This window comes from Mycobacterium sp. M23085 (assembly GCF_045343915.1).
In the GTDB taxonomy this organism is placed as follows: domain Bacteria; phylum Actinomycetota; class Actinomycetes; order Mycobacteriales; family Mycobacteriaceae; genus Mycobacterium.
Map to the genome: position 1 here is coordinate 3,804,870 of NZ_CP174280.1, position 25,894 is coordinate 3,830,763.

The following is a 25,894-nucleotide window of genomic DNA, read 5'->3' on the forward strand; positions in this document are numbered from 1 at the left end:
CATGGCAGAAACAGACTCGCGACGCACAACCGTCAGACTGGCAGCAGCAGTGCTTGCCAGCCTGCTGGTGGCTTTCGCTGTGCTGACCTACCTTTCCTACACAGCGGCCTTCGCGTCCATCGACACCGTCACGGTCTCGGCGCCCCGGGCCGGACTGGTGATGGAGGAGGGCGCCAAGGTCAAATACCGGGGCATCCAGATCGGCAAGGTCGAGACCATCGACTACTCCGGTGACCAGGCGCGGCTGACGCTGGGCATCAACAGCGACGACCTGCATTTCATCCCGTCCAACGCCACGGTGCACATCGCGGGTAACACCATCTTCGGCGCTAAGGCGGTGGAATTCATTCCCCCGCAAGCGCCCTCGCCGACGTCTTTGCGTCCGGATGCGCACGTTGCGGCCTCGTCGGTGCAGCTGGAAGTCAACACCTTGTTCCAGTCGTTGATGGATCTGCTGCACAAGATCGACCCCGTCGAACTGAACGGAACGCTGAGCGCGTTCGCCGAAGGCCTGCGCGGTCACGGCGACGACTTGGGCGGCATCCTGTCGGGCTTGAATACACTGACGCGCCAGGCAAACCCGAAACTGCCCGCGTTGCAGGAGGACTTCCGAAAAACCGCAGTGGTGGCCAACACCTACGCCGACGCCGCCCCCGACCTGACCACCGTGATCGACAACCTGCCGACGATCAACAAGACCGTCGTGGACCAGCAGAACAATCTCAACGACACACTGTTGGCCACCATCGGCCTGTCGAACAACGCGTACGACACGTTGGCGCCGGCCGAGCAGGACTTCATCGACACCATCAACCGGCTACGGGCCCCGCTCAAGGTGGCCGCCGACTACTCCCCGGAACTGGGCTGCCTGTTCGCCGGAATCGAGCGCGGCATCAAGGAATTCGCCCCGCTGATCGGCGTTCGCAAGGCGGGCCTGTTCACCTCGTCGAGCTTCGTGCTGGGCGCGCCGGCGTACACCTATCCGGAATCGCTGCCCATCGTCAACGCCTCCGGCGGCCCGAACTGCCGCGGACTGCCCGACATCCCGACCAAGCAGACCGGCGGATCGTTCTACCGGTCGAAATTCCTGGTGACCGATAACGCCAACATCCCGTACGAGCCATTCACCGAACTGCAATTCGACGCACCCTCCACGCTGCAGTTCTTGTTCCACGGCGCCTTCGCGGAACGGGATGACTTCTGATGGCCGGCTCGGGACTGCCGTCGCACCGCGAGATGATGATCAAGGTCAGCATCTTCGCGGTGGCCATGCTGCTGGTATCGGCGGGGCTGGTGGTGGTGTTCGGCGACTTCCGCTTCGGGCCCGAAAGCACTTACCACGCAACGTTTACCAACGTGTCACGGCTCAAGTCCGGCCAGAAGGTGCGCATCGCCGGTGTCCCGGTCGGCGCGGTGTCGGGCGTCAAGCTCAACCCCGACAACACCATCGACGTGAAGTTCGGCGTGGACAAGCGCTACACGCTCTATTCGTCCACGCGCGCGGTGATCCGCTACGAAAACCTGGTCGGCGACCGGTTCCTGGAGATCACGTCGGGCCCCGGGGAGCTGCGGAAGCTACCGCCCGGCGCGACGATCAACAGTCAACACACTCAGCCCGCACTGGATCTCGACGCGCTGCTGGGCGGACTGCGACCGGTGCTCAAAGGTCTTGACGCCGACAAGGTCAACACCATCAGCAGCGCGGTCATCCAGTTGCTGCAGGGTCAGGGCGGGGCTTTGTCGAACGTGCTGGCCGACACCAGCGCGTTCTCCTCGGCGCTGGGCCAGCGCGACCAGCTCATCGGCGACGTGATCAACAACCTCAACACGGTGCTGACGACCGTGGACCAGCGCAGCGCACAATTCTCGGCCAGCGTCGATCAGCTGCAACAATTGATCACCGGGCTGGCTCAGCACAAGGACGACATCGCCGGTGCCATCCCACCGCTGGCGTCGACGACGACGGATCTCACTGAGCTGCTGAAGAATTCGCGCCGCCCGCTGCAGGGCATCCTGGAGAACACCCGGCCGCTGGCCACCGAACTGGACAACCGTAAGGCCGAGGTGAACAACGATGTCGAGCAGCTGGGCGAGGACTACCTGCGGCTGTCCGCCCTCGGCGCCTACGGATCGTTCTTCAACATCTACTTCTGCTCCGTGACGATCAAAATCAACGGCCCGGCCGGTAGCGACATACTGCTGCCGCTTGGTGGCCAGGTGGACCCCAGCAAGGGGAGGTGCGCTTTTGTCAAGTGACGCTAGGCGTGAGCGCGATCCATTGCGCACCGGCATCTTCGGCGTGGTGCTGGTGGTGTGCGTCGTGCTCATTGCGTTCGGCTACTCTGGATTACCGTTCTGGCCGCAGGGCAAGATCTATGACGCCTACTTCACCGACGCCGGGGGCATCAACCCCGGCAACGCCGTTTATGTTTCGGGTTTCAAGGTCGGCAAGGTGACCTCGGTCGGTCTGGCCGGCGACAGCGCCAAGATCAGCTTCAGCGTCGACCGTCACGTCGCCGTCGGTGACCAGTCGCTGGCCGCGATCCGCACCGACACCATCCTCGGTGAGCGCTCCGTCTCGGTGACCCCGGCCGGCGGCGGCAAGGCAACCACCATCCCGCTCAGCCGCACGACGACGCCGTACACGCTGGCCGGCGCCCTCGAGGATCTGGGCCAGAACGCCAACAACCTGGACAAGCCGCAATTCGAGAAGGCGCTGAACGTCCTGACCGACACACTGCACGACGCCAACCCGCAGCTGCGCGGTGCGCTGGACGGCGTGACGTCGCTGTCGCGCACGCTGGACCGCCGCGACGAGGCGCTGCAAAGCTTGCTGGCACACGCGAAGTCGGTCACCGGTGTCTTGTCGCAGCGCGCCGACCAGGTCAACAAACTGGTCGACGACGGGAACGAGTTGTTCGCCGCCCTCGACGAACGGCGCAGCGCCCTGTCTGAGCTGATCTCGGGGATCCAGGACCTGTCCACGCAGATCTCGGGCTTCGTCGCCGACAACCGCAAGGAATTCGGTCCGGCGCTGAACAAGCTCAACGACGTGCTGTCCAACCTCAACGAGCGCCGCGACTACATCACCGAGGCCCTCAAGCGACTGCCCACCTACGCCACCGAGCTCGGCGAGGTGGTCGGGTCCGGCCCCGGATTCAATGTCAACGTCTACGGCGTGATCCCCGCGCCGCTGCTTGCCACCATGTTCGACTTCTTCTATCAGCCCGGCAAGCTGCCTGCCAGCCTCGCCGATTACCTGCGCGGCCTGATTCAGGAGCGCTGGATCATCAGGCCGAAGTCACCATGATCCGGCGGATCACCGGCAGCCGGGGGCTGCGCTACGCCACCATCATCGCGCTGGTCGCGGTGCTGGTGGGTGGTGTGTATGTGCTTTCGTCGCAAGCGAATAACCGTAAGATCGTCGGCTATTTCACCTCCGCGGTCGGCCTGTATCCCGGTGACCAGGTGCGCATCCTCGGTGTCCCGGTCGGCACCATCGACTCGATCGACCCGCGGCCGTCCGACGTGAAGATCACCATGTCGGTAAGCAAGGACGTGAAGATCCCGAAGGACGCCAAGGCCATCATCATGTCGCCAAACCTGGTGGCGGCCCGGTTTATTCAGCTGACACCGGCCTACACCGGTGGCCCGGTGATGGCCGACGGCGCCAGCATCGGCCTTGGGCACACCGCGGTCCCGGTGGAATGGGACGAGGTCAAGGAGTCGCTGACCCAGCTGGCAGTGCAACTGGGCCCGACAGCCGGATCAATGCAGGGACCGTTGGGCGCGGCGATCAACCAGGCCGCCGACACCTTCGACGGCAAGGGCCAGTCGTTCCACAACGCCTTGCGTGAGCTCTCGCAAGCCGCTGGGCGGCTGGGGGATTCGCGCGGAGACATCTTCGGCACGGTGAAAAACCTGCAGGTCCTGGTCAACGCGCTGTCGTCCAGCAACGAGCAGATCGTCCAGTTCGCCGGGAACGTCGCCTCGGTGTCGCAGGTGCTCGCCGACAGCTCGCGTCACCTCGACACCACGCTGGGCACGCTGAACAAAGCGCTGTCGGACATTCGGGGGTTCCTGCACGAGAACAACTCCACGATCGTCGATACGGTCAACAACCTCAACGATTTCGCGAAGACGCTGAGCGACCAGAGCGACAACATCGAGCAGGTGCTGCACGTAGCGGGTCCGGGTATCGCCAACTTCTACAACATCTATGACCCCGCCCAGGGCACGCTCAACGGCCTGCTGTCGATCCCGGAGTTCGCCAACCCCGTGCAGTTCATCTGTGGTGGATCGTTTGAAACCGCCGGCGGGCCGCGGGCGCCGGACTACTTCAAGCGCGCCGAACTCTGCCGTGAGCGGCTGGGACCGGTGCTGCGCCGGCTCACCGTGAACTACCCGCCGCTGATGTTCCACCCGCTCAACACGATTACGGCGTACAAGGGTCAGATCATCTACGACACCCCGGAGACGCAGGCCAAGTCCGCCACCCCGGTACCGCAGCTGACCTGGATCCCGGCCAAGGGTGCTCAGACGCCGCCCGCCACCCAGAATCCGGCGGATCTGCAGGCCCTGCTGGTCCCGACGGCCCCGCAGGCCGCCCCCGCGCCCGGCCAACCGGCGCCCGCGGGCGCCGCTCCTGCCCCCGGTCCCGCTCCCGGAAGCGCGTTCGGTCCGCTGCCTGGTCCGCCCCCGGGCCAGGCACCCAGCGGTCCCGCGGCCGACCTGGGCGGTGGCGGATGAACCGAATGTGGCTGCGCGCCGGTGGATTGGCGACCGGCAGCGTGCTGCTGGCCGGCTGCCAATTCAGCGGGTTGAACTCACTGGCGATGCCCGGCACCGCCGGTCACGGCAGCGGCGCCTACTCGATCACCGTCGAACTACCCGACGTGGCGACCCTGCCGCAGAACTCGCCGGTCATGGTGGACGACGTCACCGTCGGCAGCGTCGCCGGCATCTCGGCCGAACAGCGGTCCGACGGATCCTTCTACGCGGCAGTGAAATTGGCGCTCGACAAAAACGTCGTGCTGCCCGCAAACTCGACGGCGACGGTCGCGCAGACCTCGCTGCTCGGCTCGATGCACATCGATCTGGCCCGCCCGAAGGACAAGCCGGCCGTCGGCAAGCTGAAGGACGGCTCGAAGATCGCGGAGGCCAACACCGGTCGCTATCCGACCACCGAAGAGGTGCTTTCGGCGCTCGGTGTGGTGGTGAACAAGGGCAACGTCGGCGCTCTGGAAGAGATCACCGACGAGACCTACCGGGCGGTCGCCGGCCGCGAGGACCAGTTCGTCGACCTGATCCCCCGGCTCGCGGAACTGACCTCGGGGCTCAACCGTCAGGTCAACGACATCATCGATGCCGTCGACGGATTGAACCGATTCTCGGCGAGCCTGGCGCACGACAAGGACAACCTGGGCCGGGCGCTGGACACGCTGCCCGAGGCGATTCGCGTGCTCAACAAGAACCGCGGCCACATCGTCGAGGCCTTCGGCGCGCTACACAAACTGGCGAACGTCACCTCGAACATCCTGGCCAAAACCAAGGTGGACTTCGCCGCAGACATGAAGGATCTGTATTCGGTCGTCAAAGCGCTCAACGACAACCGGAGGAACTTCGTCACCTCGCTGCAGCTGTTGCTGACGTTCCCGTTCCCCAACTTCGGTATCAAGCAGGCGGTCCGCGGCGACTACCTCAACGTGTTCACCACCTTCGACCTCACCCTGCGCCGCCTTGGTGAAACGTTCTTCACCACAGCGTATTTCGACCCGAACATGGCCCACATGAACGAGATCCTCAATCCGCCGGACTTCTTGACCGGTGAACTGGCCAACCTGTCCGGGCAGGCCGCGGACCCGTTCAAGATTCCGCCCGGCACGGCGTCGGGACAGTAGGGGGCGGGCGCAGATGCACGACAGACTCACCAAGATCCAGCTGGCGATCTTCGCGGTGATCACGGCCATCACCCTGACCGTGATGGCGATCTTTTACCTGCGGCTGCCGGCGACATTCGGCATCGGAACCTACGGCGTGAGCGCCGATTTCGTTGCCGGCGGCGGTCTGTACAAGAACGCCAACGTCACCTACCGCGGCGTTGCCGTCGGCCGCGTCGAGTCGGTGGGCCTGAGCCCCAACGGCGTCATCGCCGACATGCGGCTGAACAGCGGCACCGCCATCCCGTCCAACGTGACCGCCACCGTCAAAAGCGTGTCGGCCGTCGGCGAGCAGTACATCGACCTGGTGCCGCCGAGCTCACCGGCGACGACCAAGCTGCGCAACGGATCTCGCATCCAGCGGCAGAACACCCGGATCGGCCAGGACGTGGCCGACCTGCTGAAGCGCTCGGAGACCTTGGTCAACAGCCTGGGTGATACCCGGCTGCGGGAGCTGCTGCACGAGACGTTCATCGCGGCCAACGGCTCCGGCCCCGAGCTGGCCAGGCTCTTCGAGTCCGCCCGGCTGCTGGTGGACGAGGCCAACGCCAACTATCCGCAAGTCTCGCAGTTGATCGATCAGGCCGGCCCGTTCCTGCAGGCCCAGATTCGCGCCGGCGGTGACATCAAGTCGCTGTCCGACGGGCTGGCGCGCTTCACCTCCGAGGTGCGTCAGGCCGACCCGCAGCTTCGCGACACCCTGGCGACCGCTCCGGGCGCCACCGACGAGGCCAGCACCGCGTTCTCCGGTATCCGTCCCTCGTTCCCGGCCCTGGCCGCCAGCCTGGCCAACCTCGGCCGGGTCGGCGTGATCTACCACAAGTCGATTGAGCAGCTGCTGGTCGTCTTGCCGGCGCTGTTCGCCGCGATCACCACCGCCGCGGGTGGCGGGCCGCAAGACGAAGGCGCCAAGCTCGACTTCAAGCTGGACCTCAATGACCCGCCGCCATGCGCCGTCGGCTTCCTGCCGCCGCCGTTGATGCGCACACCGGCCGACCAGACGGTGCGCGAACTCCCGAAGGACATGTACTGCAAGACCGCGCAAAACGATCCCAGCACCGTGCGCGGCGCCCGCAACTACCCATGCCAGGAGTTCCCCGGCAAGCGCGCCCCGACGATTCAGCTGTGCCGCGATCCGAAGGGCTACGTGCCGATCGGCCGTAATCCGTGGCGCGGCCCGCCGGTGCCGTACGACACCCCGGTCACCAATGGCCTGAACGTGTTGCCGCCCAACAAGTTCCCGTATATTCCGCCCGGCGCCGAGCCCGATCCGGGTACGCCAATCGTCGGGCCCCCGCCGCCGGGGGTGGCGCCCGGTCCGGGACCGTTGCCGAACAAGCAGCCGGCCTTCGACCCGCCGCCGCCCAACGACAACGGGCCGCCACCACCGTTCACGTCGTGGCAGCCCCCCGGGGTGCCCCCGGTGCCGCCCCAGCTGCCGTATCCGAAGTGGCTACCCCCGCCACCGGCGCCGGAGGGCATCAGCCCGCCGCCGGCCGGTCCGGGACCGGAGAAGCCGTGGGGTCCGCCGCCCGGCGGGCAGCCGCAGGCCAGCGGGCCGCCGACTTACGCGACCTACGACGAAAAGACCGGCGCGTTTGTCGATCCGGCCGGTGGCACTGGTATCTTCGCGGCCGGCGCCACCGGTACCTCCGGCGCCGAGAACTGGGTGGACCTCATGCTTGATCCAAGGCCGATGTAATGGACCCTGCCGTGGCAGACGAACCGAAGACCACGCCGCGGGTTCGTCGACGAGCTTCGCGTGCGGCGGGCCCGGCCAAGGGTGAGCCGGCCCGGGACGCCACCGTCCGGACCGAGGTCCCCGCTCCGCCCAAGCCGCCCGCGAAACCCGCCAAGACCTTCAAGTCCATCAAGCCGCCGCCACGACGGCAGCCGCACCGCACCCTGGTGGCATGGATCTCGTTCGCGGCGGCCCTGCTGGCGGTCGGCGTGCTGACCGCTGGGGTGGTGACACTGCTGATCCAGCAGCGTCACGCCACCGCGGCGCAGGCGCGCGATCAGCGTTTCGTCGACACCGCCACTCAGACGGTGGTCAACATGTTCAGCTACAAGCAGGACAACATCGACGAGAGCGTGAACCGCTTCGTCAACGGCACCAGCGGCCCGCTGCGCGGCATGCTCGGCGCCAACAACAACGTCGAGAACCTCAAGGGCCTGTTCCGCTCCACCAATGCGACGTCGGAGGCCGTCATCAACGGCGCCGCGCTGGAAGGCATTGACGCCGTTACCGATAACGCGTCGGTGCTGGTTTCGGTGCGCGTCACGGTCGCAGACATCGACGGCGTCAACAAGCCCTCCATGCCCTACCGCCTGCGCGTCATCGTGCACGAAGACGACGCCGGAAAGATGACCGGCTACGACCTGAAATATCCAGACGGGGGTAATTGATGCGATGGCGGCGTTGGCTGCTGGTCGTCGCGGGTTACCTCCTGGCGGTGACGTTCGTCGGCTTGTCCGCGGTGGCCGGTTGGATGTACTGGGACCGGGTGCAGACCCGTGGCGAGCAGGCAGCGCGTTCGGTGCTGCCGGGCCTGGCGGCTAAGGAAATTCCCGAAGTCTTCGCGTACGACTACCAAACCGTCGAGCGCAGCCTGTCGGCGGCGTACCCGTTGTTGACCCCGGACTATCGCGCGGAGTTCCAGAAGAGCGCCAACAACCAGATCATCCCCGAGGCCAAGAAGCGCGAAGTGGTGGTGCAGGCCAATGTCGTTGGCGTGGGGGTGATGTCGGCAAAACGGGAATCAGCATCGGTGATGGTCTTCATGAACCGGACCGTGACGGACAAGTCACGCCAGCCGCTGTACGACGGCAGCCGGTTGCGGGTCGACTTCAAGAAAGTCGGCAAGCAGTGGCTGATCGCCTACATCACGCCGATCTAGTCTTACCGGTCGACGTCAGTAGCACATCGCAATCCCGTTGCAGTACAACGGGTAACGATTGATCGGGCTGGGCGGCGGACCGATCAGCGCCAGCGAGAACGGCTCCTTCTTCATGCCCGGCTGCAAGCCGCACACGGCGCCATGCAGCGTGGTGTGGGTGCCGCTCATCGTCTCGTCGCTGAACGCGTAGGTCTCGGTGGAGGGTCCCGTACCACCGCCCGGGCATGCCACGCCATCAGCCTTGTCGACCTTGAAAGTCCATAGCATGCTGGACATCCGGGCCCGGCCGCTGAAGTTCTGCAGCTTGTCCGCGGCGCTGATCTGCTCGGGCGTCGAACTCACGATGTTCAGCGCGCAGTTCATCGCGAACACGATCGGGTCGGAATAGTCGTTCATGTTCCGGGTGCCCGAGGGCTGATCGCACAGCGCCGAGATTGTCCAGGTCACCCCGGACACGCCGGCCTCGTTGAAGTTGTAGGTGCCGTCCGCCGGTGGTCCGAGCGCCTTGGCGGGTTCACCCGATTGCAGCGCGATTCCCACCGCGACTGCGGTGCAGATACCGGCACCCGCGGCCATCCCGTGACGGAGCTTCATGCGACTTTTCCCTCCACGCCGTTTTGAGTATCACAGCGTTTGGGCGCCAACACCATGGGGTCTTGCGCAACCGCGCTAATCGCCGTTACCGGGTCGGGGTTCGGCGAGCGCATCGAGGAACGACCTCGCCCAGCGGTCGACGTCGTGAGCGAGAACCTGGCGGCGCAGTGACCGCATCCGACGCCGTCCGTCTTCGACGGATTGGTTCAGCGCGGCCTCGATTGCGTCTTTGACCCCGTCGAGGTCGTGCGGGTTGACCAGATACGCCTGCCGGAGTTCGGCGGCGGCGCCGGTGAATTCGGACAGGACGAGCGCACCGCCGAGATCGCTGCGGCACGCGACGTACTCCTTGGCGACCAGGTTCATCCCGTCGCGCAGCGGGGTGACCAGCATGACGTCGGCGGCCACGAAGAACGCGATGAGCTCGTCGCGGGGGACCGGCCTGTGCAGGTAGTGCACCACCGGATGCCCGACTTCGCCGTACTCGCCGTTGATGTGGCCCACCTGGCGTTCGATGTCATTGCGCAGCTGCTGATAACTGTCCACGCGTTCGCGGCTCGGTGTCGCCAGTTGAACCAGCACCGTGTCGTCGCGTTTGGCGCGCCCTTCCGCGAGCAGCTCCGAAAAGGCTTTCAGCCGAACGTCGATGCCCTTGGTGTAGTCGAGACGGTCGACGCCGAGCAGCACCTTGCGAGGGTTGCCCAGCTCGGCGCGGATCTCGCGGGCGCGACGCTTGATGTCGCGGTGCCGGGCCGCCTGGTCGAGGGAGCTGGAATCGATGGAGATGGGGAAGGCGCCCACCCGAACCACGCGGGAGTCGAGCTCCACCTCCCCATAGCGTGACCGCACACCGACCGCCCCGCGGGAGGTGTTGGCGCCGATCAGCCGTCGGGCCAGGAACAGGAAGTTCTGCGCGCCGCCCGCCAGATGGAACCCGACCAGGTCGGCGCCCAGCAGGCCCTCGATGATCTCGGTCCGCCACGGCATCTGCATGAACAGCTCGACCGGCGGGAAGGGGATGTGCAGGAAAAACCCGATGGTCAGGTCGGGCCGCAGTTCGCGCAGCATCGCAGGCACCAGCTGCAGCTGATAGTCCTGCACCCAGACCGTCGCGCCTTTGGCGGCGGCACGGGAGGTGGCTTCGGCGAAGCGGCGGTTGACGTCGACGTAGCGTTCCCACCATTCGCGGTGGTAGAGCGGTTTGACGATCACGTCGTGGTACAGCGGCCACAGCGTGGCGTTGGAGAAACCCTCGTAGTATTCGGCGACGTCGTCGGCGCTCAGCTTGACCGGCCGAAGCTCCAGGTCATCCTGGACGATGGGTTCGTCATCGTGGTCGGTGTCCTCGTCGACCGTCCCGGGCCAGCCGACCCACGCCCCCCGCCGGCGGCGCAGCAGCGGCTCGAGGGCCGTGACCAGTCCGCCGGGGCTGCGTTTCCACGCGGTGGTGCCGTCGGGCAGCCGTTCCTGGTCCACGGGCAGCCGGTTGGCGACCACGACGAAGTCAGAATTCCCGTATTTGGCTGCCTTGGAGCTGCGCGCTGACCCGGGAGACATTTACACGTCGAGCTTCGCCGGCCCAATACCCAGCATGGACAGGAACACCCGGCACTCGTCGGCGTCGGTGGCGTACGCCGCGACGACGCGCCTGGCCTGGCTCGCAGTGCTGTCGGCCACCGGCTCGACGTCGCCGATTTCGCCAGGATCAGATTTTGTAGGCATAACTTAACTGTAGGCGACGGTTCTGACCGGTCGCAGCCGTCTCACCAGCTAACGGGCTCTACCCGCAGTCATGGCTGGTTTGCAGGGTTTCGCCGCGCCGCTCGCGAAGACACGATCGACCATCGCCGCGGTGATGCAGGATAAGCAGGTGGTCGATCAGGTCGCCGATGACGACGTGGTGTTCGGGTTCGTCGATGTCGTGGTGGAACGGCACGGGGTGCGGGCTCTGGACGGGCTGACCGTCGCCATCCCGGCGCACGGTGTGACGGCGGTATTCGGGCCGTCCGGGTCGGGCAAATCGACGCTGCTTCGGCTGTGTAACCGGCTGGAGCTGCCGACCAGCGGGCGGGTGTCTTTCTATGGTGCGGACATCGCCGGGCTGGACCCGCTGCCGCTGCGGCGCCGGGTGGGCATGTGCTTCCAGCGTCCGACGCCGTTTCCGGGCACGGTCGCCGACAACCTGCGGGCCGCCGATCCCGACGCGTCCGAGGCACGGATGCGGGAAACGCTGGCCCGGGTGGCGCTGACCGGCTCGTGGTTGGACCGCGACGTGGCGGGGCTCTCGGGAGGCGAAGCGCAACGTGTGTGCCTGGCCCGCACCTTGATGGCGCGGCCCGAGGTGCTGCTGCTGGACGAACCCACCTCCGCCGTCGACACCGAGGCGGCCGAGGTCATCGAGCGCGCGGTGCGCGAACTGGCCGCTGACGGCATTCCCGCCCTGTGGGTCACCCATAACGCGGCCCAGGTGGAACGGGCCGCCGACCGGGTATTGCGGCTGAAGTGCGGCCGCAGCCTGGGGCTGGGCCCGGTCGCGTCCAAGCCCGGCGACGGCTCGGTGGCGTGATGACCGATCAGGTCGGCTGGGTCGGGCTGGCGATGTCGCTGATCCTGGTGGCCTTCGCGGCCGGGATCTCGTTGTGGCGGCGGTTGGGGCTGGAGCGCCAGCTGTTGTGGGCCGCGGCCCGCGCTCTGGTCCAACTGCTGCTGGTGGGCGGTGCGCTGACGCTGCTGTTCGAGCCGGGCCGGTCGCTGTGGTGGTCGTGGGCGTGGGTCGCCTTGATGGTGGCCTACGCCGGCGATGTCGCCCGCCGCAGGGCGCCGGAGGTGCCGCAGTTCGCGCCGCTGGCCGTGGCCGCGTTCGCCGGCGCGGCGGTGGTGACGCTGGGGGTGATCTTCGGCTTGCGGGTGTTCCCGCTGCAGGGGCGCACTCTGGTGCCGGTCGCCGGGATGATGATCGGCAACTCGATGACCGCCATGGTGTTGGTGGCCCGGCGATTGGTCGACGAGCTGCGCGACAAGCGCGACGAGGTCGAAGCCCGCCTCGCCCTCGGACAACCGTCGGGACAGGCCGCGTCGCCGTACCTGCGAATCGCCTTGCGGTCGGCGATATCTCCGCAGATCGAAACGACCAAGGCCACCGGACTGGTGTTCCTGCCCGGCGCCATGACCGGCCTGATTCTCGCCGGAGTGCCGCCGTTGCAGGCCGTGCTGGTGCAGGCCGTGGTGATGTTCTTGATCCTGGGTTCGGTCGCGGCCACCACCGTGGTCGTCGCGATGGGCATCGTCCGCCTGGTGTTCACCCGCGATCATCGGCTGCTGCCGCTGAGTCGGCGGCCCGAGACCGGTAACTGAGAACGCAGGGGCCGGTAGGGCCGGGCCGCCGTCACCCCAGCGCGGGCCCGCTTACACACTCGCCGTAATCTGTAAAGAAGGCGAATTCAACGACGAACGAGGTGGGCGGAATGACAGTCTCCGAGCAAGCCGACGCCGGGGCGGCCGACGCCAAGTCCCCGGAGTTGGTGGCCTATGAAACCCTCGACGAGGGCCGTATCGCCCGGATTTGGCTGAACCGCCCCGAAGCCCACAATGCGCAGAGTCGCGGCCTGCTGGTTCAGCTTGACGAGGCGTTCGGCCGGGCCGAGGCCGACGACACGGTGCGCGTGGTCATTCTCGCGGCGCGCGGCAGGAACTTCTCCGCGGGCCATGACCTGGGCTCCGAGCAGGCCCTGGCGGAGCGGGCCCCCGGACCGGGGCAGCATCCGACCTTTCGCTCACACGGCGCGACGTACGAGCCGATCATGGAGAAGCTGTACCACCAGGAGTGGCACTTCTTCTTTGAAAACACTTGCCGCTGGCGCGATCTGCGCAAGATCACGATCGCCCAGGTGCAGGGCAACGCGATTTCGGCCGGCCTGATGCTGATCTGGGCGTGCGACCTGATCGTCGCGGCCGACAACGCGAAGTTCAGCGATGTGGTCGCGGTACGGCTGGGTATGCCAGGCGTCGAATACTATGCTCACCCTTGGGAATTCGGGCCACGCAAGGCCAAAGAGCTGCTGCTGACCGGGGATTCGCTGGACGCCGATGAGGCGTATCGGCTGGGCATGGTGTCCAAGGTTTTTGCCGTCGACGAATTAGAGGAAAAGACACTCGAATTCGCGCGCCGCATCGCCGAGCGGCCCACGATGGCCTCGCTGCTCATCAAGGATTCGGTCAACGCCGCGTCCGACGCGATGGGTTACACCGAGGCGCTGCGGCACGCGTTCCACGTGCATCTGTTGGGGCATGCCCACTGGGCGGCGTTCAACGAGAACCGGTGGCCGGTCGGCCAGCCTCCGCACGTCGAGGATTGGCGTGACGCGAAACCGACCAAGGTGGCGCGCCGCGACACGCCGTAGCGCCGCGCCGCGCCGGGCCTAACGAGACCGGGGGTAGCGATATTCGCCTCGAGGGAACATGCTTCTATAGCTAGAACTTGTTCCAGTTTGAGAGGGCATCGCGTGCAGCTATCTTTCGAAGACCGGACCTACCTGATCACCGGCGGTGGCAGCGGAATCGGCAAGGGTGTAGCCGCGGGCCTGGTTGCGGCCGGGGCCTCCGTCATGATCGTCGGGCGCAATCCGGACCGGCTGGCCGGCGCCGTCGAGGAAATCGAGCCGCTGGCCGCCAGTGCCGGTAGAGGCGGCGCGATCCGCTATGAGCCCACCGACGTCACCAATGAGGACGAAGTGGCCCGTGCGGTCGACGCCGCTGCGGCGTGGCACGGCCGGCTCAACGGTGCGGTGCACTGCGCGGGTGGCTCGTTGACCGTCGGGCCGATCACCCATACCGACTCGGAGGCGTGGCGAAACACGGTCGACCTCAACATCAACGGGACCATGTACGTACTCAAGCACGTGGGGCGGGAGCTGGTGCGTGGCGGCGGCGGCTCGTTCATCGGGATCTCCTCGATCGCGGCCAGCAACACCCACCGCTGGTTCGGGCCGTACGGCGTCACCAAGTCGGCCATCGACCACATGATGATGCTGGCGGCCGACGAACTGGGGGAGTCCTGGGTGCGGGTCAACAGCATCCGCCCGGGCCTGATTCGCACCGATCTTGTTGACGCAAGCGTGATTCAGTCCCCGGAGATCAGCGCGGACTACGCGCTGTGCACGCCGCTGCCCCGGGTGGGTGAGGTAGAGGACGTGGCGAACCTGGCCATGTTCCTGCTCAGTGATGCGGCCGCCTGGATCACCGGGCAGTGCATCAACGTCGACGGCGGCCACATCCTGCGCCGCGGCCCGGACTACTCCTCGATGATGGTGCAGATGTTCGGCCAGGACGCACTGCGCGGAGTGGTCTGAACCGGGAGAACCAGATGAAAAGACTTGAGGGCAAGAGGATCCTGGTTACCGGCGCAGCGTCCGGGATCGGCCAGGCCACCGCGTTGCGGTTGCTGAGCGAGGGCGCCGCCGTCGTGGCCGCCGACGTCTCGACCGACGGTCTGCGCATCACCCAGGCGAGCGCCGACGAGGCGGCGACGGGTCAGCGGCTCACCACCATCGCGATCGACGTCGGCAACGAGGACTCGGTGATCGACGGTGTGAGTGCGGCCGTCGAGCAGCTGGGCGGGCTGGATTCGCTGGTCAACGCGGCGGGCATCCTGCGGGCCTGGCATACCCACGAGACCACCCTCGAGCAGTGGAATCAGATCATCGCCGTGAACTTGACCGGCACCTTCCTGGTGGTCCGGGAAGCGTTGCCGGCGCTGCTGGCGAACGCCCGCAGCGCGATCGTGAACTTCAGCTCGACCTCGGCGTCGTTCGCCCATCCGTACATGGCGGCCTACGCCGCCAGCAAGGGCGGCATCCAGGCTTTCACGCATTCCCTGGCGCTGGAATACGCCAAGGACGGTCTACGCGCGGCGTGCGTCGCCCCGGGCAGCATCAAGTCCGGGATCACCGATGCCACCGGCGGATACATTCCCAAAGACGCCGACTGGTCGCTGTTCCCCCGGTTGATGCCGATCCTGCCGACCACCGCGGAATCCAGCGGTGCGGGAATGGCCGAACCCAACGCGGTCGCCGGCGTGATCGCCATGCTGGTGTCCGACGACGGGGCCTGGATCACCGGCACCGAGATCCGGATGGACGGCGGCACGCACGCCTGATAGCGGCGACCCGTCCCCCGCAAGCGGGAGGTGCCCCCAGCGCCCGGCTTCGCCGCGCTTGCGATCGCCGCACGCCTGATGGCGGCGACCCGGCCCCCGCAAGCGGGAGGTGCCCCCAGCGCCCGGCTTCGCCGCGCTTGCGATCGCCGCACGCCTAGTCAGTTGACGCAGGGCACTCCGCCGCCGTCGATCGGCTTCCCCTGATCGGGCGTCGGATAGGTGGTCGTGGTGCCGTTGTAGTAGTAGCTCTTGGCCTTGGTCGACGTCGTGCTTGTGCTGGAGCTGGTGCTGGTGGTGTCGTCCATCTGGGTCTCGTCGGGGGCGGGCATCGAGAAGTTGGTGTCGACGGTGAGCCGGATGTGTCCGGCGGCGACGCTGGGGCTGGGCTGCTTGGGTGCATCCACACCGAGCAGGTTGGCCAGGTTCTGCGCATCGGTCTGCGCGCCGGCGCCGTACTCCACCGTGGTGGTGGTCGGGTCGCCGGACTCGCGGTCGCGGACCTGGCCCGGGGTATAGCCCTTCTTCTTCAGCGTGCGTGACACCTCACTGGCCAGACCGCTCATGCTGCCGGCGTTGACCACGTCGACGACCGTGGACGGGTCGGGCTTCGCGGCGGTGGTGGCCGGCGCGGTCGTCGGGGTGTCGGAGCCGATCGCCGCTGCAACCTCAGCCTTGATCGCGGCCGGGTCGACGATGTTGACGTCCTGGCCGTCGATGTTGTCGTAGCGCACCACCGGCAGCGTCCGGAACTCGACGTTGCCCCCGGCCAGCCCGCCGAGCCGTTGGATCATGTCGTCGTTCCAGCCCGCCGACAGCACCACGTCCTTGCGCGCCACCGCCATCAGGTTCTTGAGCTTGTCGATGTTGGTGAAGGTGCCCGAGGCCTGCAGCTCCTGCATGACCGACGAGATGAACGCCTGCTGCCGGTGGGTGCGGTCCAGGTCCCCATTCTCCAGGCCGTGCCGCTGCCTGACGAACGACAGCGCCTCGGACGCGTCCAGCCGCTGCCGGCCGGCCGGGAAGTCGGCTCCGGAATACGAGTCGTAGACGGGGTGATTCAGGCAGACGTCGACGCCGCCGAGCGTCTGGGCCAGGTCATAGAACCCGGCCAGATTGACCTCGGCGAAGTAGTCGATGGGGACGCCGGTCAGGTTTCGCACCGCGCGCAGCGTCGCCGCCCGGCCGGCTTCACGGCCCTTGGTCTCGAGTTCTTTCTGAGTGCTGTTGCCCTGGTTGGCCAGCTTCTGGGCGACGTACTGCTTGGTCAGCCCGTACGCCTCTTTGATCTTGATGTGGTTGTATCCGGGGACCCCGGTGAAGGGCACCCAGTCGTCACGGGGGATCGAGAAGGCGACGACCTTATTGTCAGCGCTGACGTGCACCAGGATCATCGTGTTGGTGTTGTAGCCACCGTCGTCGGAGTCGCCGGCGTGCAGATGCTTCAGGATCGAGTAGGGCAGGTCGTTGCCGTCCTGGTCTTTACGCGAGTCCAGCCCGATCAGCAGGATGTTCATGTTGTCGCCGCTGGACCGCGGATCGTCGGGCTGCAGCGCATTCGACACGGTGATGCCGCCCAGCGCACCGTGCGCCACGTAATACCCGGCCCCGGTCAGCCCCACCGCCGCTACGGAGACGAGCGCGCCCAGGGTGCGCGTCAGCCCCTTACGGAAACGGGAGGGTTGACGGACGGCTCGATGACGGCGATGGGCGCCGCCCGAGCGGGCCATCACAAACCTCTGCCCACGCCCAGCACATCACCGGGCACCGCAACGGTGCTTTGCGGCGATGTCGCTTCAAGCATGACGACAAGTATGCGTTAGCTTGCTGTGAAGCCCCCAATCGAGAGCACCCGTCACACGGTCCTTGCGGGCGCGTCCGTCGGGCCGATTACGCGCGATTCGTGGCTGCTACACCCGTCCTACCAGCATGTTCTGTCCGGACGTGGCCGCGACGGTCTCCGCGGGGTCTCGAGCCGGCCACATCGTCGCGCCAATCGAGCCGAACTCGTTATCGATTGGAGACGACCCGGCGGCCGGTTGCCGCATCACCCTGGCCAGCAAACCGCCACTGGCGGCTATCGGCTCTGACCACGTCCTCTCCCGAGGTGTAGAAGAGGGGGATGTTGCTGCCGATGACGATCTCGGCCAGGTAGACCCCGACCGGCTCGACCTCGAAGTAGTAGTGGATGTTGCCGGCGTTGTCCAGCGCCGACGCGCACGACAAGCCCGGCGCTCCGCATCGTTGTTTGACCGGTGCCGCGAACACGGCTAGCAGTACGGCGACGGCAACGCTGACGATCAGCGGGACCCTGGGCGCCGCCGCCCTCGGTTGCGCCGAATTGACCACGGTTGGAGTGTAGGCGGCGTGTCCAGCGGTTTACCCGCGCCGCGCAGTAGGGTTTTTCAGCTGTGGCCATCGCGAACCCGCACGACACGCCCCCGGCGCATACCCGAGTCGAGGTACTCGGCAACATCGGACCCAACTGGTTCGCCTCGGTGATGGGCACCGGCATCGTTGCGACCGCGGGGGCCGCCCTGCCCGTCCACGTGGTGGGGCTGCGGGCATTCGCGCAAGTGGTTTGGGTGATCGCGGCCGCGCTGCTGGTGGTGCTGATCGCGGTGGTCGGCGGCCATTGGCTGCGTCATCCGACCGTGGCACGCACCCACGCGCGCAATCCGCAGATGGCTCACTTCTACGGCGCGGCGCCGATGGCGCTGATGACGGTCGGCGCGGGAGCCGCACTGGTCGGCCGGGATTTGCTCGGTGAGCGCCTTGCCGTCGACCTGGACTGGGTGCTGTGGACTGCCGGCACCCTCGGTGGGCTGTTCACCGCCGTCAGCATTCCGTTCCTGATGTTCACCCAGTACGACGTCGAGCCCGACGCCGCGTTCGGTGGATGGCTGATGCCGGTCGTTCCCCCGATGGTGACCGCGGCGACGGGGGCGCTGCTGCTTCCTCATATGGCGGCGGGCACCGGGCGCACGACAATGCTGTACGGCTGTTACGCGATGTTCGGGTTGTCGTTGGCGGCCTCGCTGAACATCATCGCGATGATCTGGAGCCGGCTGACCCTGTACGGCACCTCGGGTTCGACGCGGGTGCCGACGCTGTGGATCGTGTTGGGTCCCCTGGGCCAATCCATCACGGCTGCAGGCCTTTTGGGGGCTAACGCGACGCTGGCCGTCGACCCCGGGCTGGCCGAGGCGCTGAATGCGTTCGCGATCCTGTTCGGGGTGCCGGTGTGGGGCTTCGCGGTGTTGTGGATCGCGCTCGCCACCGCGTTGACGGTTCGCACGCTGCGCCGGGGAATGCCCTTCGCCCTGACGTGGTGGAGCCTGACCTTCCCGGTCGGAACCTTCGTCACCGGGACCTCCCAGCTCGCCGGTCACACCCAGCTGCCCGCCTTCAAGGTGGCGGCGGCCATCGCGTACGCGGGTCTGCTGTTCACCTGGCTGCTGGTGACGGCCCGCACCACGCGGGGCAGCGTGCGCGGCAATCTGCTCAAGGTGGCGCCCAGCGCCGCGCCGATCAAGGCGCACAAGGACTCGGCACCCGCCTAGCGTTTGGGAGCCCGGGTGCGGCGGGTACGCGGCCATGAGCCGAGTAAAGGACTGAGCATGATCGACACACGCCTCAGGCCGTTTTCGGCGAAGCGGCCGGAGAGTTCGGAGCCGCGGCCGGGCACGCCCAGCGAGACGCCGGAGCGGCTCACGCCCACGGAAACGCCTGAACGGCTCACGCCGGCAGAACCGCCCGAGCGCGTGACGCCGTCGGAACCGCCGGAGCGTCAGGCGCCGGAATAGAGACGACAGGATCGGAGCAGATATGCGCGCCGAAGAAGGCGACGAAAACGTCAAGGACTACGCGAACGAGGGCCGTGAGACCCTCGGCCGCATCAAGGCTTCACAGCACGCCGGCGGACGCCTCGCCGACATCGCCCGGCGCTTCGCCAGCCGGTGGCGGGGCCGCCGTGGTACCGACGACACCGGGCACCCCGGGTAACCCCTGCAGCCACAGGCTAATTCGCCGCGGGTGCGGGGTGCCGGTGGGCCCATGGGCGCGCCTCTTCGAGTTGCGCGGCCAGCTTCAGTAGTTCGCCGTCCGCGCCCAGCGCTCCGACGAACTGCACACCCAGCGGGAGACCGGAATCCGTCCAGTGCAGCGGCACACTGATCGCTGGGCGGCCGGTGAGGTTGGCGAGCTGCGTGTAGGGCACCCAGCCCAGGCTGTCCTGAATGAGGTTGTCCAGGATTCCGCTGAGTCCCATCAATTTTCCGCCGCGCGCCTTGCTGACCAGCCTGGCCACTCGCTGCAACGCGGCCGGTGTCGCGGTGGCGCCGATCGCCAGGGGAGGGGTGGCCAGGGTAGGGGTCAAAAAGAAGTCGTAGCTGTCGTGAAACGCGGCCAGCGACTGAATGTAGTTGTTGCGGTTCTCCAGCGCGGACATGACGGGCAGCACACCACCGGATCGGCCGAGTTCGGCAATGGCCAGGGTATCGGCCTCAAAGTCGCTGTCACGGGCGCCGGTTCGCTGTTTGATGTCGGCGACTTGCTGGTGTAGCTGGGCGAACCAGATGGTCAAGAAGTCACGCCCCAGCGCGGCGTCGTCGTAGGGCGGCGCAACCTCCTCGACCTGGTGGCCTAACTCGCGAAGCAGCGCCGCGGTGCTTTCCACCGCGGCGACGGCCTCGCGGTCGGGACGAGCGTTGATGGCCGATCGTGCCGAGTATCCGATGTTCAGGGTTCCCGGGCGGTGTCTGATCTGTTCGCCAAAGGGCTTGTCGGGCAATGCGACTCGGTAGCCGGCGCGCGGGTCGGGCCCAATGATCGCGTCGAGCAGCGCCGCGCTGTCGCGTACGGTGCGCGACACTACTCCCTGGGTCGCCATGCCCAACATCAGTTCACCGGTCTGCGGGCCATAGGGTGCCAGTCCCCGGCCGGGCTTGAGGCCGACCAGCCCGTTGCACGCGGCGGGGATGCGGATCGACCCGCCGCCGTCGTTGGCGCCCGCGGCGGGAACGATGCCCGCCGCCACCGCCGCCCCGGATCCGCCCGACGAGCCGCCGGGCGTGTGTCCGGTGTTCCACGGGTTGCGTGCCGGACCCCAGTAGTCGGACTCGGTGACGCCCTTGGCCCCGAACTCCGGGGTGTTGGTCTTCCCGAAGATCACCAGGCCCGCGTCGAGGAACCGCTGGGTGACCAGGGCATGCCGGTCGGCCACGTCGTGGGCCAGCGAGCGGGACCCGCACGAGGTGGCAAAGCCGCGGTATTCCTGGCCGAGGTCTTTCAACAGGAACGGCACGCCGGCGAACGGCCCGCTCAAGTTCGGGTCGGCGGCTCGCCGGTCGGCGACGTCGTCGAGGCGGCAGACGATGGCGTTCAGCCGCGGATTCACCGCGTCCGCTCGCTGGCGCGCCAATGCGAGAAGCTCCGCCGGGGTGACCTCTTTTCGTTCGACCAGCTCGGCCAGCGCGGTTGCATCCAGCGCCATGTACTCGTCAAGACGCATGCGTTCTCCTTCGCTCCAGTCCGATAGCGCGCCGGTGCGGCCAACGCCCTACATCTCTTGATGACGCCGCTGCGCCCGTTGACGTTAAGCCAACGCGAGCTTTCCGCGGGGGCGCCTTAGTATCACCTGATGCCCACGGCAGCTGAACCGTTTACGATCCAGGGCCCCGGCGGGGTGCAGATCGTCGCTGACCGCCTGGGGGATCCACAGGCGCGCGCCGTGGTGTTCCTGCACGGCGGCGGACAGACCCGCCGATCCTGGGGCAAGGCGGCCGCGGCCGTCGCCGCGCGGGGGTGGCAGGCCGTCACCGTCGACCTGCGCGGCCACGGCGAATCGGACTGGTCCGGCGACGGCGACTACCGCGTCGTCAGTTTCGCCGCCGACGTTCAAGAAGTGCTGCGCACGCTGCCCCCGCAGCCGGTGCTGGTCGGCGCCTCCCTGGGCGGTTTCACGTCGATGCTGCTCGCCGGGGAGCTGTCCCCGGGCATCGCCAGTGCGGTCGTGCTGGTGGACATCGTGCCCAACATGGATCAGTCCGGGGCGAACCGGATCCATGCGTTCATGGCAGACCGGGTGGAGTCGGGCTTCAGCTCACTCGATGAAGTCGCCGATGCGATCGCCGAGTACAACCCGCACCGGCCGCGACCAACCGATCTGGAAGGCCTGACCACCAACCTGCGTCGCCGCGGCGATCGCTGGTACTGGCATTGGGATCCGCAATTCATCAGCGGCACTGCGGCATTCCCCCCTTTTGAGGTCACCGACCCCGACCGCATGCACGCCGCTGTCGAGGCGATTTTGCGCGGCGGTGTGCCCATCCTGCTGGTTCGCGGGCAGATGAGCGACCTGGTCAGCCAGGAGCGCGCCGACGAATTCCTCGCGCGTTTCCCGCAGGTCGAGTTCACCGATGTCCGCGGCGCCGGCCACATGGTGGCCGGTGACCGCAACGACATCTTTGCGGATGCTGTGCTGGACTTCCTCGCCCGGCACGTCGACGCCGGGTGAACCGCATGCACGGAACAGACTGGTGTCCAGCTCATTTCAGGTCAGCAGCGCTGCTACTATCTGCCGGGCGCAAGCGGAGGAGGACGGTGTGACCATACCGTGGTTGCGGGGGCTCGGGCTGTTGGGAGCCGTGATGGTGGCCGCGACGGCGGTGGCGAAATCCGCTCTGGCAGCGCCGCCCCCGGCTCTGCCGGCGCCGCCGCCCTCGCCGGGTATCGGAGTCGATCACGAATCAGGCAGGTGCACAGCCGGATTCGCCGCGCAAGGTGCCGACGGCAGCTACTACCTGATGACCAGCGGGCACTGCGACGCCCATGACGGCACCGAATGGACGTACGGCAATGACGCCCCGCTCGGCAGAATCTCCGCCAGCGAGCACGACGGCGACAAGCGAGACGCCGCGATCATCCGCCTGGAGCCGAGTGTCGGGATGCCGGTGGGCGACGTCGGCGGCAGGTATCAAGTTCGGGATGTGTTGAGCCGCCAGCAGATTCAGGCCGGCATGCCGTTCTGCAAGATCGGCGCGGTGACCGGCGAGACGTGTGGTGTCATCAAAAGCATCAATGGCGACGTGGTCGAAGCCAGCGTGTTCAGCCTGGACGGCGACAGCGGCAGTCCCGGCTTCGTGATGAACCCTGACGGCACGGTGAGCGCGGTCGGTCTACTGATGTCATCGCCCGACGGCGATGACTACACGACCTACTTCATGCTCATCAATCCACTGCTGGGCAAGTGGGGCCTTCATGTGCTTCCGTGAGACCCCACGGGCCGCTGACCAGTGGTACGTAACGTAGCGTTTGCAATTCTCAGGTATCGGGTATCAGCTGCAACGGCCGTAACGCGTCGGCCGCAGGGGCCAGGTAGTTCACTGTGTTGACGCGGCCAACGTAAAGAGGCAGCGGAACCAGCGACACGAAGGGAAGCAGTAGTGAAGCGTGGGATCGTGGTCGGCGTAGCCGGGGTGGCCGTGGTGGTCGCGGCCAGCGCCGGATGTTCGAGCAACAAATCGAGTACCGGGTCGTCCGGCTCGCCGTCGTCTTCGGCGGCGGCAGCGGCGGGGCCGGTGCTCACCGTCGACGGGCAGAATCAGAACATCAGCGGGCAGGTAACCTGCACCACCGCGGGTGACAACATCACCATCGGCATCGGTGACCCGACCAACGGCCTCGGCGCCGTGGTCAGCAATGGCAACCCGCCGCTGGTGCACTCCGTCGGCCTGGGCACCGTCAACGGCGTCGCACTCGGCTTCTCCGACGCCGCGCCGAACCAAAGCGGCAACGCCGGGGCCGCGGTCAACGGCAAGGACTGGGCGATCAAGGGCACCGCTACCGGTACCGACTTGAGCAACCCGCAGCAACCACAGCAGGTAACCAAGCCATTCGAGTTGGATGTCACCTGCCCGTAGTGCAGGCCGATAATTCCCAAGAGGGGACGCAGCTATGTCTATGAAACGTGCCGTGAGCGCCGCCGCGTTGGCCGCGGGCCTGAGTATCTCCGCAGCGACGCTGAACGCCGGGTCGGCCTACTCCGCCCCGCTGGACCCACCGCCCCCGTGCCCGAACTGCCACGGCGGCGGTGGCGGCGGCGGGGGCAACCCGGGCGGTCCGGGCGGCGGGCCCGGCGCGCAGCCGGGGGGCGCCCCGGGCGGCCAGCAGGGCGGCGGAAACGCTCCGCCGCAGGGTGGGCACAACAGCCCGCCGGCGCAAAACAACCCGCCGGCGCAAAACAACCCGCCGGCGCAGAACAACCCGCCGGCGCAGAACAACCCGCCGCAGGGTGGACAGCACAACGCGCCGCAGGGCGGCGAGAACAACCCGCCGCCCAATGAGCACGGTCAGAACCCGCCCCAGGGTGGGCAGAACAACGCGCCCAATGAGCACGGCCAGAACCCGCAACAGGGTGGGCAGAACAACGCGCCCAATGAGCATGGCCAGAACCCGCAACAGGGTGGGCAGAACAACGCGCCCAATGAGCATGGCCAGAACCCGCAACAGGGTGGGCAGAACAACGCGCCGGCGAACCAGAACCCGCCGCCGAACAACAGGCAGCGGTACCAGGCGCTGAACCCACCGGCCACGCAGCCGCCGCACCCGCCGTACATTCCGCGCCACGACGTGGTCACCGCCAACGCACAGATCGGCGGCCCCGCCGGCCCGAACGTCCAATTCAGCATCCCCGGCCGCGGTGCGCCGCCGCCGCCGCGCGAGCGTGGCTACGGCTGGAACGACGGTCCGCCTCCGCACCACCCGCCGCCCGGCTGGGAGGGCCCGCCGCCTCCGGGGGGCTGGGACGGTCCGCCGCCTCCGGGAGGCTGGAACCGGCCGTGGGGTGGGCCGCCGCGTGATGTGGCGGCGGCGCGGGCCGACTTCGGACCCTTCAACTACAACACCTTTACCGCCATCCCGGTCTTCAACTGGCAGTACGGGGGTTGGGGTTACTGGTTCTTCGGAGTGTGGGTGCCGCTTTACTGATCGTTGATCGAGTGTCAGCGGGCGTAGCCATTGATCGGCGCGCCCGCTGACGCGTTCCTCGGGGTGTCTCCGTCCTGCGCCGGTGGCGCCGCCATGGCAGGCTCCGGGAATGGACGTGAGAGAGAACGTTCGCCGGGCCATCGACGTGATGACGGCTTGGTCGTCCGACGGCGGCCCTGACTTCATCTGGAGCCGGCTGGTCGAGAACGTGCTCGACGAGCCCGACGGCGACCTGATGCTGTTGATGGGCTTCGTCAATCTCGCGGGAGAGCTCGGGATCAGGCTCGAGCAGGCCACCGGTCAAGACGTGCGCTCACACCTGCAGGACATCGCCCGCAAGTACGTCTGATCGCGTCCCCGCGGCTACTGGGGGTGGGCGGCCACGTATTCGGCGGCCGGAATCGGCGACGCCTCGTTGTAGCCGATGGGCAGCAAAACGTCGCCGGCCGTCGTCAGGCAGTAGACGTCCCACCGGTAGTACGCGGCGAACGTCGCGGGATCGGAAGCGATCAGCGCTGCGTATTGGTCCACCGCACGCACATATTCGCCGGCGTGGTTGTAGGCGTAGATGGCGTGATCATGATCGTTGGCGAAGCCGTTGGCGGCCAGGTAGCGGCCCGCCGCCAGGATGCTGTCGTGGGGTGAGTGGATGTCGCCGCCCTGGCCGTAGCCGGCGAACGTCGATGGCAGGAACTGCATCGGGCCTTGAGCGCCGGCGGTGCTCGCGCCGACGATGCTGCCGAAGCGGCTTTCGATGAAGTTGATCGCGGCCAGGTAATTCCAGCTGACGCCGGAGTCCGCTTCCGCCTGGTGGTAGTAGCTCATCAGTTCGTCGGCCGGCGCCGGCGGCTCGATGCGCCATGCCGGCAGGGTCGCTCGCACCGGGGTCAAGGCGGTGAGTTGGCGACGGGCGTCGACGTTGCGGTCGTAGACGTCGGTCAGTTCCGGGGGGATGTGCGGGCGCGTGGTGACGTCCCATTCGGGGTGGCGTCCGATGGCGCGGTAAGCCGCCTGCTCGCGATGCGCCGCCGCCGTCAGCGCGGGCTCGGCCGTCCCCGGATTCCGCAGCGCTCGCTCATCGGCGACGAGGTCGTCGGCCAGCTGCGCGGGGTCCGCCGCCAGGCGAGGCTGCGCACCTCCGGGCGTCCCCGCATCGGCGGGCACCATCCGTGCCGGTGGCGCGGCGACGCGTGCGGATGTGGTCGCGCTGGTGGTCGTCGGGTGCGACGCCGAACAACCGGCGAGCGCCAACACGATCGCGCCGACGACGAGCGGCGCGGTGCGCCGGTTAGGGCTCACGATGATCACGTCCGTCCACTGCC

General features: G+C 67.3%; 27 protein-coding genes and 2 pseudogenes. 22 read left to right on the forward strand and 7 right to left on the reverse strand.

What is annotated here, in order from left to right; translation table 11 throughout:
- Position 1: 1 nt before the first annotated feature.
- From ACIUM1_RS17755 to ACIUM1_RS17790, 8 genes are read left to right on the forward strand one after another with little or no spacing between them, the layout of a single operon-like run.
- Complete coding sequence (locus ACIUM1_RS17755; RefSeq protein WP_406813932.1) at positions 2–1,204, forward strand: MCE family protein; 1,203 nt, start codon at positions 2–4, stop codon at positions 1,202–1,204.
- Positions 1,204–2,256 (forward strand): virulence factor Mce family protein, encoded by a 1,053-nt coding sequence (locus ACIUM1_RS17760; protein ID WP_406813933.1) that lies wholly within the window; start codon positions 1,204–1,206, stop codon positions 2,254–2,256. Before ACIUM1_RS17755 ends, ACIUM1_RS17760 begins: the two co-directional genes overlap by 1 nt.
- Positions 2,246–3,310 carry a virulence factor Mce family protein gene (locus tag ACIUM1_RS17765; protein ID WP_406813934.1) on the forward strand — a complete coding sequence of 355 codons (1,065 nt, stop codon included), beginning with the start codon at positions 2,246–2,248 and terminating at the stop codon, positions 3,308–3,310. The genes ACIUM1_RS17760 and ACIUM1_RS17765 overlap by 11 nt, the downstream gene beginning before the upstream one ends.
- Complete coding sequence (locus tag ACIUM1_RS17770; protein ID WP_406813935.1) at positions 3,307–4,749, forward strand: virulence factor Mce family protein; 1,443 nt, start codon at positions 3,307–3,309, stop codon at positions 4,747–4,749. The genes ACIUM1_RS17765 and ACIUM1_RS17770 overlap by 4 nt, the downstream gene beginning before the upstream one ends.
- The gene (locus tag ACIUM1_RS17775; RefSeq protein ID WP_406813936.1) at positions 4,746–5,900 is read left to right on the forward strand and encodes an MCE family protein; all 1,155 of its coding nucleotides are present in this window, start codon (positions 4,746–4,748) and stop codon (positions 5,898–5,900) included. The genes ACIUM1_RS17770 and ACIUM1_RS17775 overlap by 4 nt, the downstream gene beginning before the upstream one ends.
- A 13-nt stretch (positions 5,901–5,913) precedes the next feature.
- Complete coding sequence (locus ACIUM1_RS17780) at positions 5,914–7,641, forward strand: virulence factor Mce family protein (protein ID WP_406813937.1); 1,728 nt, start codon at positions 5,914–5,916, stop codon at positions 7,639–7,641.
- Entirely contained in the window at positions 7,641–8,348 is a 708-nt protein-coding gene (locus ACIUM1_RS17785; RefSeq protein ID WP_406813938.1) for a mammalian cell entry protein, read from the forward strand. The genes ACIUM1_RS17780 and ACIUM1_RS17785 overlap by 1 nt, the downstream gene beginning before the upstream one ends.
- Positions 8,348–8,839, forward strand: a complete 492-nt coding sequence (locus tag ACIUM1_RS17790) for a mammalian cell entry protein (RefSeq protein ID WP_406813939.1) — start codon at positions 8,348–8,350, stop codon at positions 8,837–8,839. Before ACIUM1_RS17785 ends, ACIUM1_RS17790 begins: the two co-directional genes overlap by 1 nt.
- A gap of 15 nt (positions 8,840–8,854) precedes the next feature.
- Here the strand turns inward: ACIUM1_RS17790 and ACIUM1_RS17795 are convergent, their stop codons facing one another.
- The 3 genes from ACIUM1_RS17795 to ACIUM1_RS17805 form a co-directional block, all read right to left on the reverse strand.
- Positions 8,855–9,433, reverse strand: coding sequence for a hypothetical protein (locus ACIUM1_RS17795; RefSeq protein ID WP_406813940.1), 579 nt, complete (start codon positions 9,431–9,433; stop codon positions 8,855–8,857).
- Between the two features lie 75 nt (positions 9,434–9,508).
- The gene (locus tag ACIUM1_RS17800) at positions 9,509–10,990 is read right to left on the reverse strand and encodes a trehalose-6-phosphate synthase (protein ID WP_406813941.1); all 1,482 of its coding nucleotides are present in this window, start codon (positions 10,988–10,990) and stop codon (positions 9,509–9,511) included.
- Positions 10,991–11,155, reverse strand: coding sequence for a hypothetical protein (locus ACIUM1_RS17805; RefSeq protein WP_406813942.1), 165 nt, complete (start codon positions 11,153–11,155; stop codon positions 10,991–10,993).
- A gap of 79 nt (positions 11,156–11,234) precedes the next feature.
- Between ACIUM1_RS17805 and ACIUM1_RS17810 the strand changes: the two genes are divergently transcribed.
- From ACIUM1_RS17810 to ACIUM1_RS17835, 6 genes and pseudogenes are all read left to right on the forward strand, one after another.
- Complete coding sequence (locus ACIUM1_RS17810; protein ID WP_406817729.1) at positions 11,235–11,999, forward strand: phosphate ABC transporter ATP-binding protein; 765 nt, start codon at positions 11,235–11,237, stop codon at positions 11,997–11,999.
- A complete protein-coding gene (locus tag ACIUM1_RS17815; protein WP_406813943.1) occupies positions 11,999–12,787 on the forward strand; it encodes an ABC transporter permease in 789 nt (262 codons plus the stop codon). The genes ACIUM1_RS17810 and ACIUM1_RS17815 overlap by 1 nt, the downstream gene beginning before the upstream one ends.
- Before the next feature lie 110 nt (positions 12,788–12,897).
- The gene (locus ACIUM1_RS17820) at positions 12,898–13,833 is read left to right on the forward strand and encodes an enoyl-CoA hydratase (protein WP_406813944.1); all 936 of its coding nucleotides are present in this window, start codon (positions 12,898–12,900) and stop codon (positions 13,831–13,833) included.
- Between the two features lie 102 nt (positions 13,834–13,935).
- Positions 13,936–14,781, forward strand: coding sequence for an SDR family oxidoreductase (locus ACIUM1_RS17825; RefSeq protein ID WP_406813945.1), 846 nt, complete (start codon positions 13,936–13,938; stop codon positions 14,779–14,781).
- 14 nt (positions 14,782–14,795) lie between these two features.
- Positions 14,796–15,587, forward strand: a complete 792-nt coding sequence (locus ACIUM1_RS17830; RefSeq protein ID WP_406813946.1) for an SDR family NAD(P)-dependent oxidoreductase — start codon at positions 14,796–14,798, stop codon at positions 15,585–15,587.
- Positions 15,559–15,654, forward strand: a pseudogene (locus ACIUM1_RS17835) (hypothetical protein); the annotation flags it as partial. The gene ACIUM1_RS17830 and the pseudogene ACIUM1_RS17835, both read left to right, overlap by 29 nt.
- 91 nt (positions 15,655–15,745) lie before the next feature.
- Here the strand turns inward: ACIUM1_RS17835 and ACIUM1_RS17840 are convergent.
- Positions 15,746–17,314, reverse strand: a complete 1,569-nt coding sequence (locus tag ACIUM1_RS17840) for an LCP family protein (RefSeq protein ID WP_406813947.1) — start codon at positions 17,312–17,314, stop codon at positions 15,746–15,748.
- Between the two features lie 352 nt (positions 17,315–17,666).
- A pseudogene (locus ACIUM1_RS17845) lies at positions 17,667–17,888 on the reverse strand (hypothetical protein); the annotation flags it as partial.
- A gap of 107 nt (positions 17,889–17,995) precedes the next feature.
- Here ACIUM1_RS17845 and ACIUM1_RS17850 point away from each other — a divergent pair.
- The 3 genes from ACIUM1_RS17850 to ACIUM1_RS17860 are packed head-to-tail and all read left to right on the forward strand — an operon-like array spanning position 17,996 to position 19,589.
- Entirely contained in the window at positions 17,996–19,147 is a 1,152-nt protein-coding gene (locus tag ACIUM1_RS17850; RefSeq protein WP_406813948.1) for a TDT family transporter, read from the forward strand.
- A 57-nt stretch (positions 19,148–19,204) separates the two neighbouring features.
- Positions 19,205–19,390 (forward strand): hypothetical protein, encoded by a 186-nt coding sequence (locus ACIUM1_RS17855; RefSeq protein WP_406813949.1) that lies wholly within the window; start codon positions 19,205–19,207, stop codon positions 19,388–19,390.
- Between the two features lie 22 nt (positions 19,391–19,412).
- The gene (locus ACIUM1_RS17860) at positions 19,413–19,589 is read left to right on the forward strand and encodes a hypothetical protein (RefSeq protein WP_406813950.1); all 177 of its coding nucleotides are present in this window, start codon (positions 19,413–19,415) and stop codon (positions 19,587–19,589) included.
- Positions 19,590–19,605: 16 nt separating this feature from the next.
- On the opposite strand, the gene ACIUM1_RS17865 is transcribed toward ACIUM1_RS17860, so the two are convergent.
- Positions 19,606–21,096 carry an amidase gene (locus ACIUM1_RS17865; protein WP_406813951.1) on the reverse strand — a complete coding sequence of 497 codons (1,491 nt, stop codon included), beginning with the start codon at positions 21,094–21,096 and terminating at the stop codon, positions 19,606–19,608.
- 129 nt (positions 21,097–21,225) lie between these two features.
- Between ACIUM1_RS17865 and ACIUM1_RS17870 the strand changes: the two genes are divergently transcribed.
- The 5 genes from ACIUM1_RS17870 (at position 21,226) to ACIUM1_RS17890 (ending at position 24,921) form a co-directional block, all read left to right on the forward strand.
- Positions 21,226–22,101 carry an alpha/beta fold hydrolase gene (locus tag ACIUM1_RS17870; protein WP_406813952.1) on the forward strand — a complete coding sequence of 292 codons (876 nt, stop codon included), beginning with the start codon at positions 21,226–21,228 and terminating at the stop codon, positions 22,099–22,101.
- An 88-nt stretch (positions 22,102–22,189) separates the two neighbouring features.
- Positions 22,190–22,858, forward strand: coding sequence for a S1 family peptidase (locus tag ACIUM1_RS17875; protein WP_406813953.1), 669 nt, complete (start codon positions 22,190–22,192; stop codon positions 22,856–22,858).
- A 171-nt stretch (positions 22,859–23,029) separates the two neighbouring features.
- Positions 23,030–23,506 carry a lipoprotein LpqH gene (locus tag ACIUM1_RS17880; RefSeq protein ID WP_406813954.1) on the forward strand — a complete coding sequence of 159 codons (477 nt, stop codon included), beginning with the start codon at positions 23,030–23,032 and terminating at the stop codon, positions 23,504–23,506.
- 40 nt (positions 23,507–23,546) lie between these two features.
- Positions 23,547–24,572, forward strand: coding sequence for an MAP_0585 family protein (locus ACIUM1_RS17885; RefSeq protein ID WP_406817730.1), 1,026 nt, complete (start codon positions 23,547–23,549; stop codon positions 24,570–24,572).
- A 109-nt stretch (positions 24,573–24,681) separates the two neighbouring features.
- The gene (locus ACIUM1_RS17890; protein ID WP_406813955.1) at positions 24,682–24,921 is read left to right on the forward strand and encodes a hypothetical protein; all 240 of its coding nucleotides are present in this window, start codon (positions 24,682–24,684) and stop codon (positions 24,919–24,921) included.
- 14 nt (positions 24,922–24,935) lie between these two features.
- On the opposite strand, the gene ACIUM1_RS17895 is transcribed toward ACIUM1_RS17890, so the two are convergent.
- The gene (locus ACIUM1_RS17895; RefSeq protein ID WP_406817731.1) at positions 24,936–25,871 is read right to left on the reverse strand and encodes a transglycosylase SLT domain-containing protein; all 936 of its coding nucleotides are present in this window, start codon (positions 25,869–25,871) and stop codon (positions 24,936–24,938) included.
- Positions 25,872–25,894 lie beyond the last annotated feature (23 nt).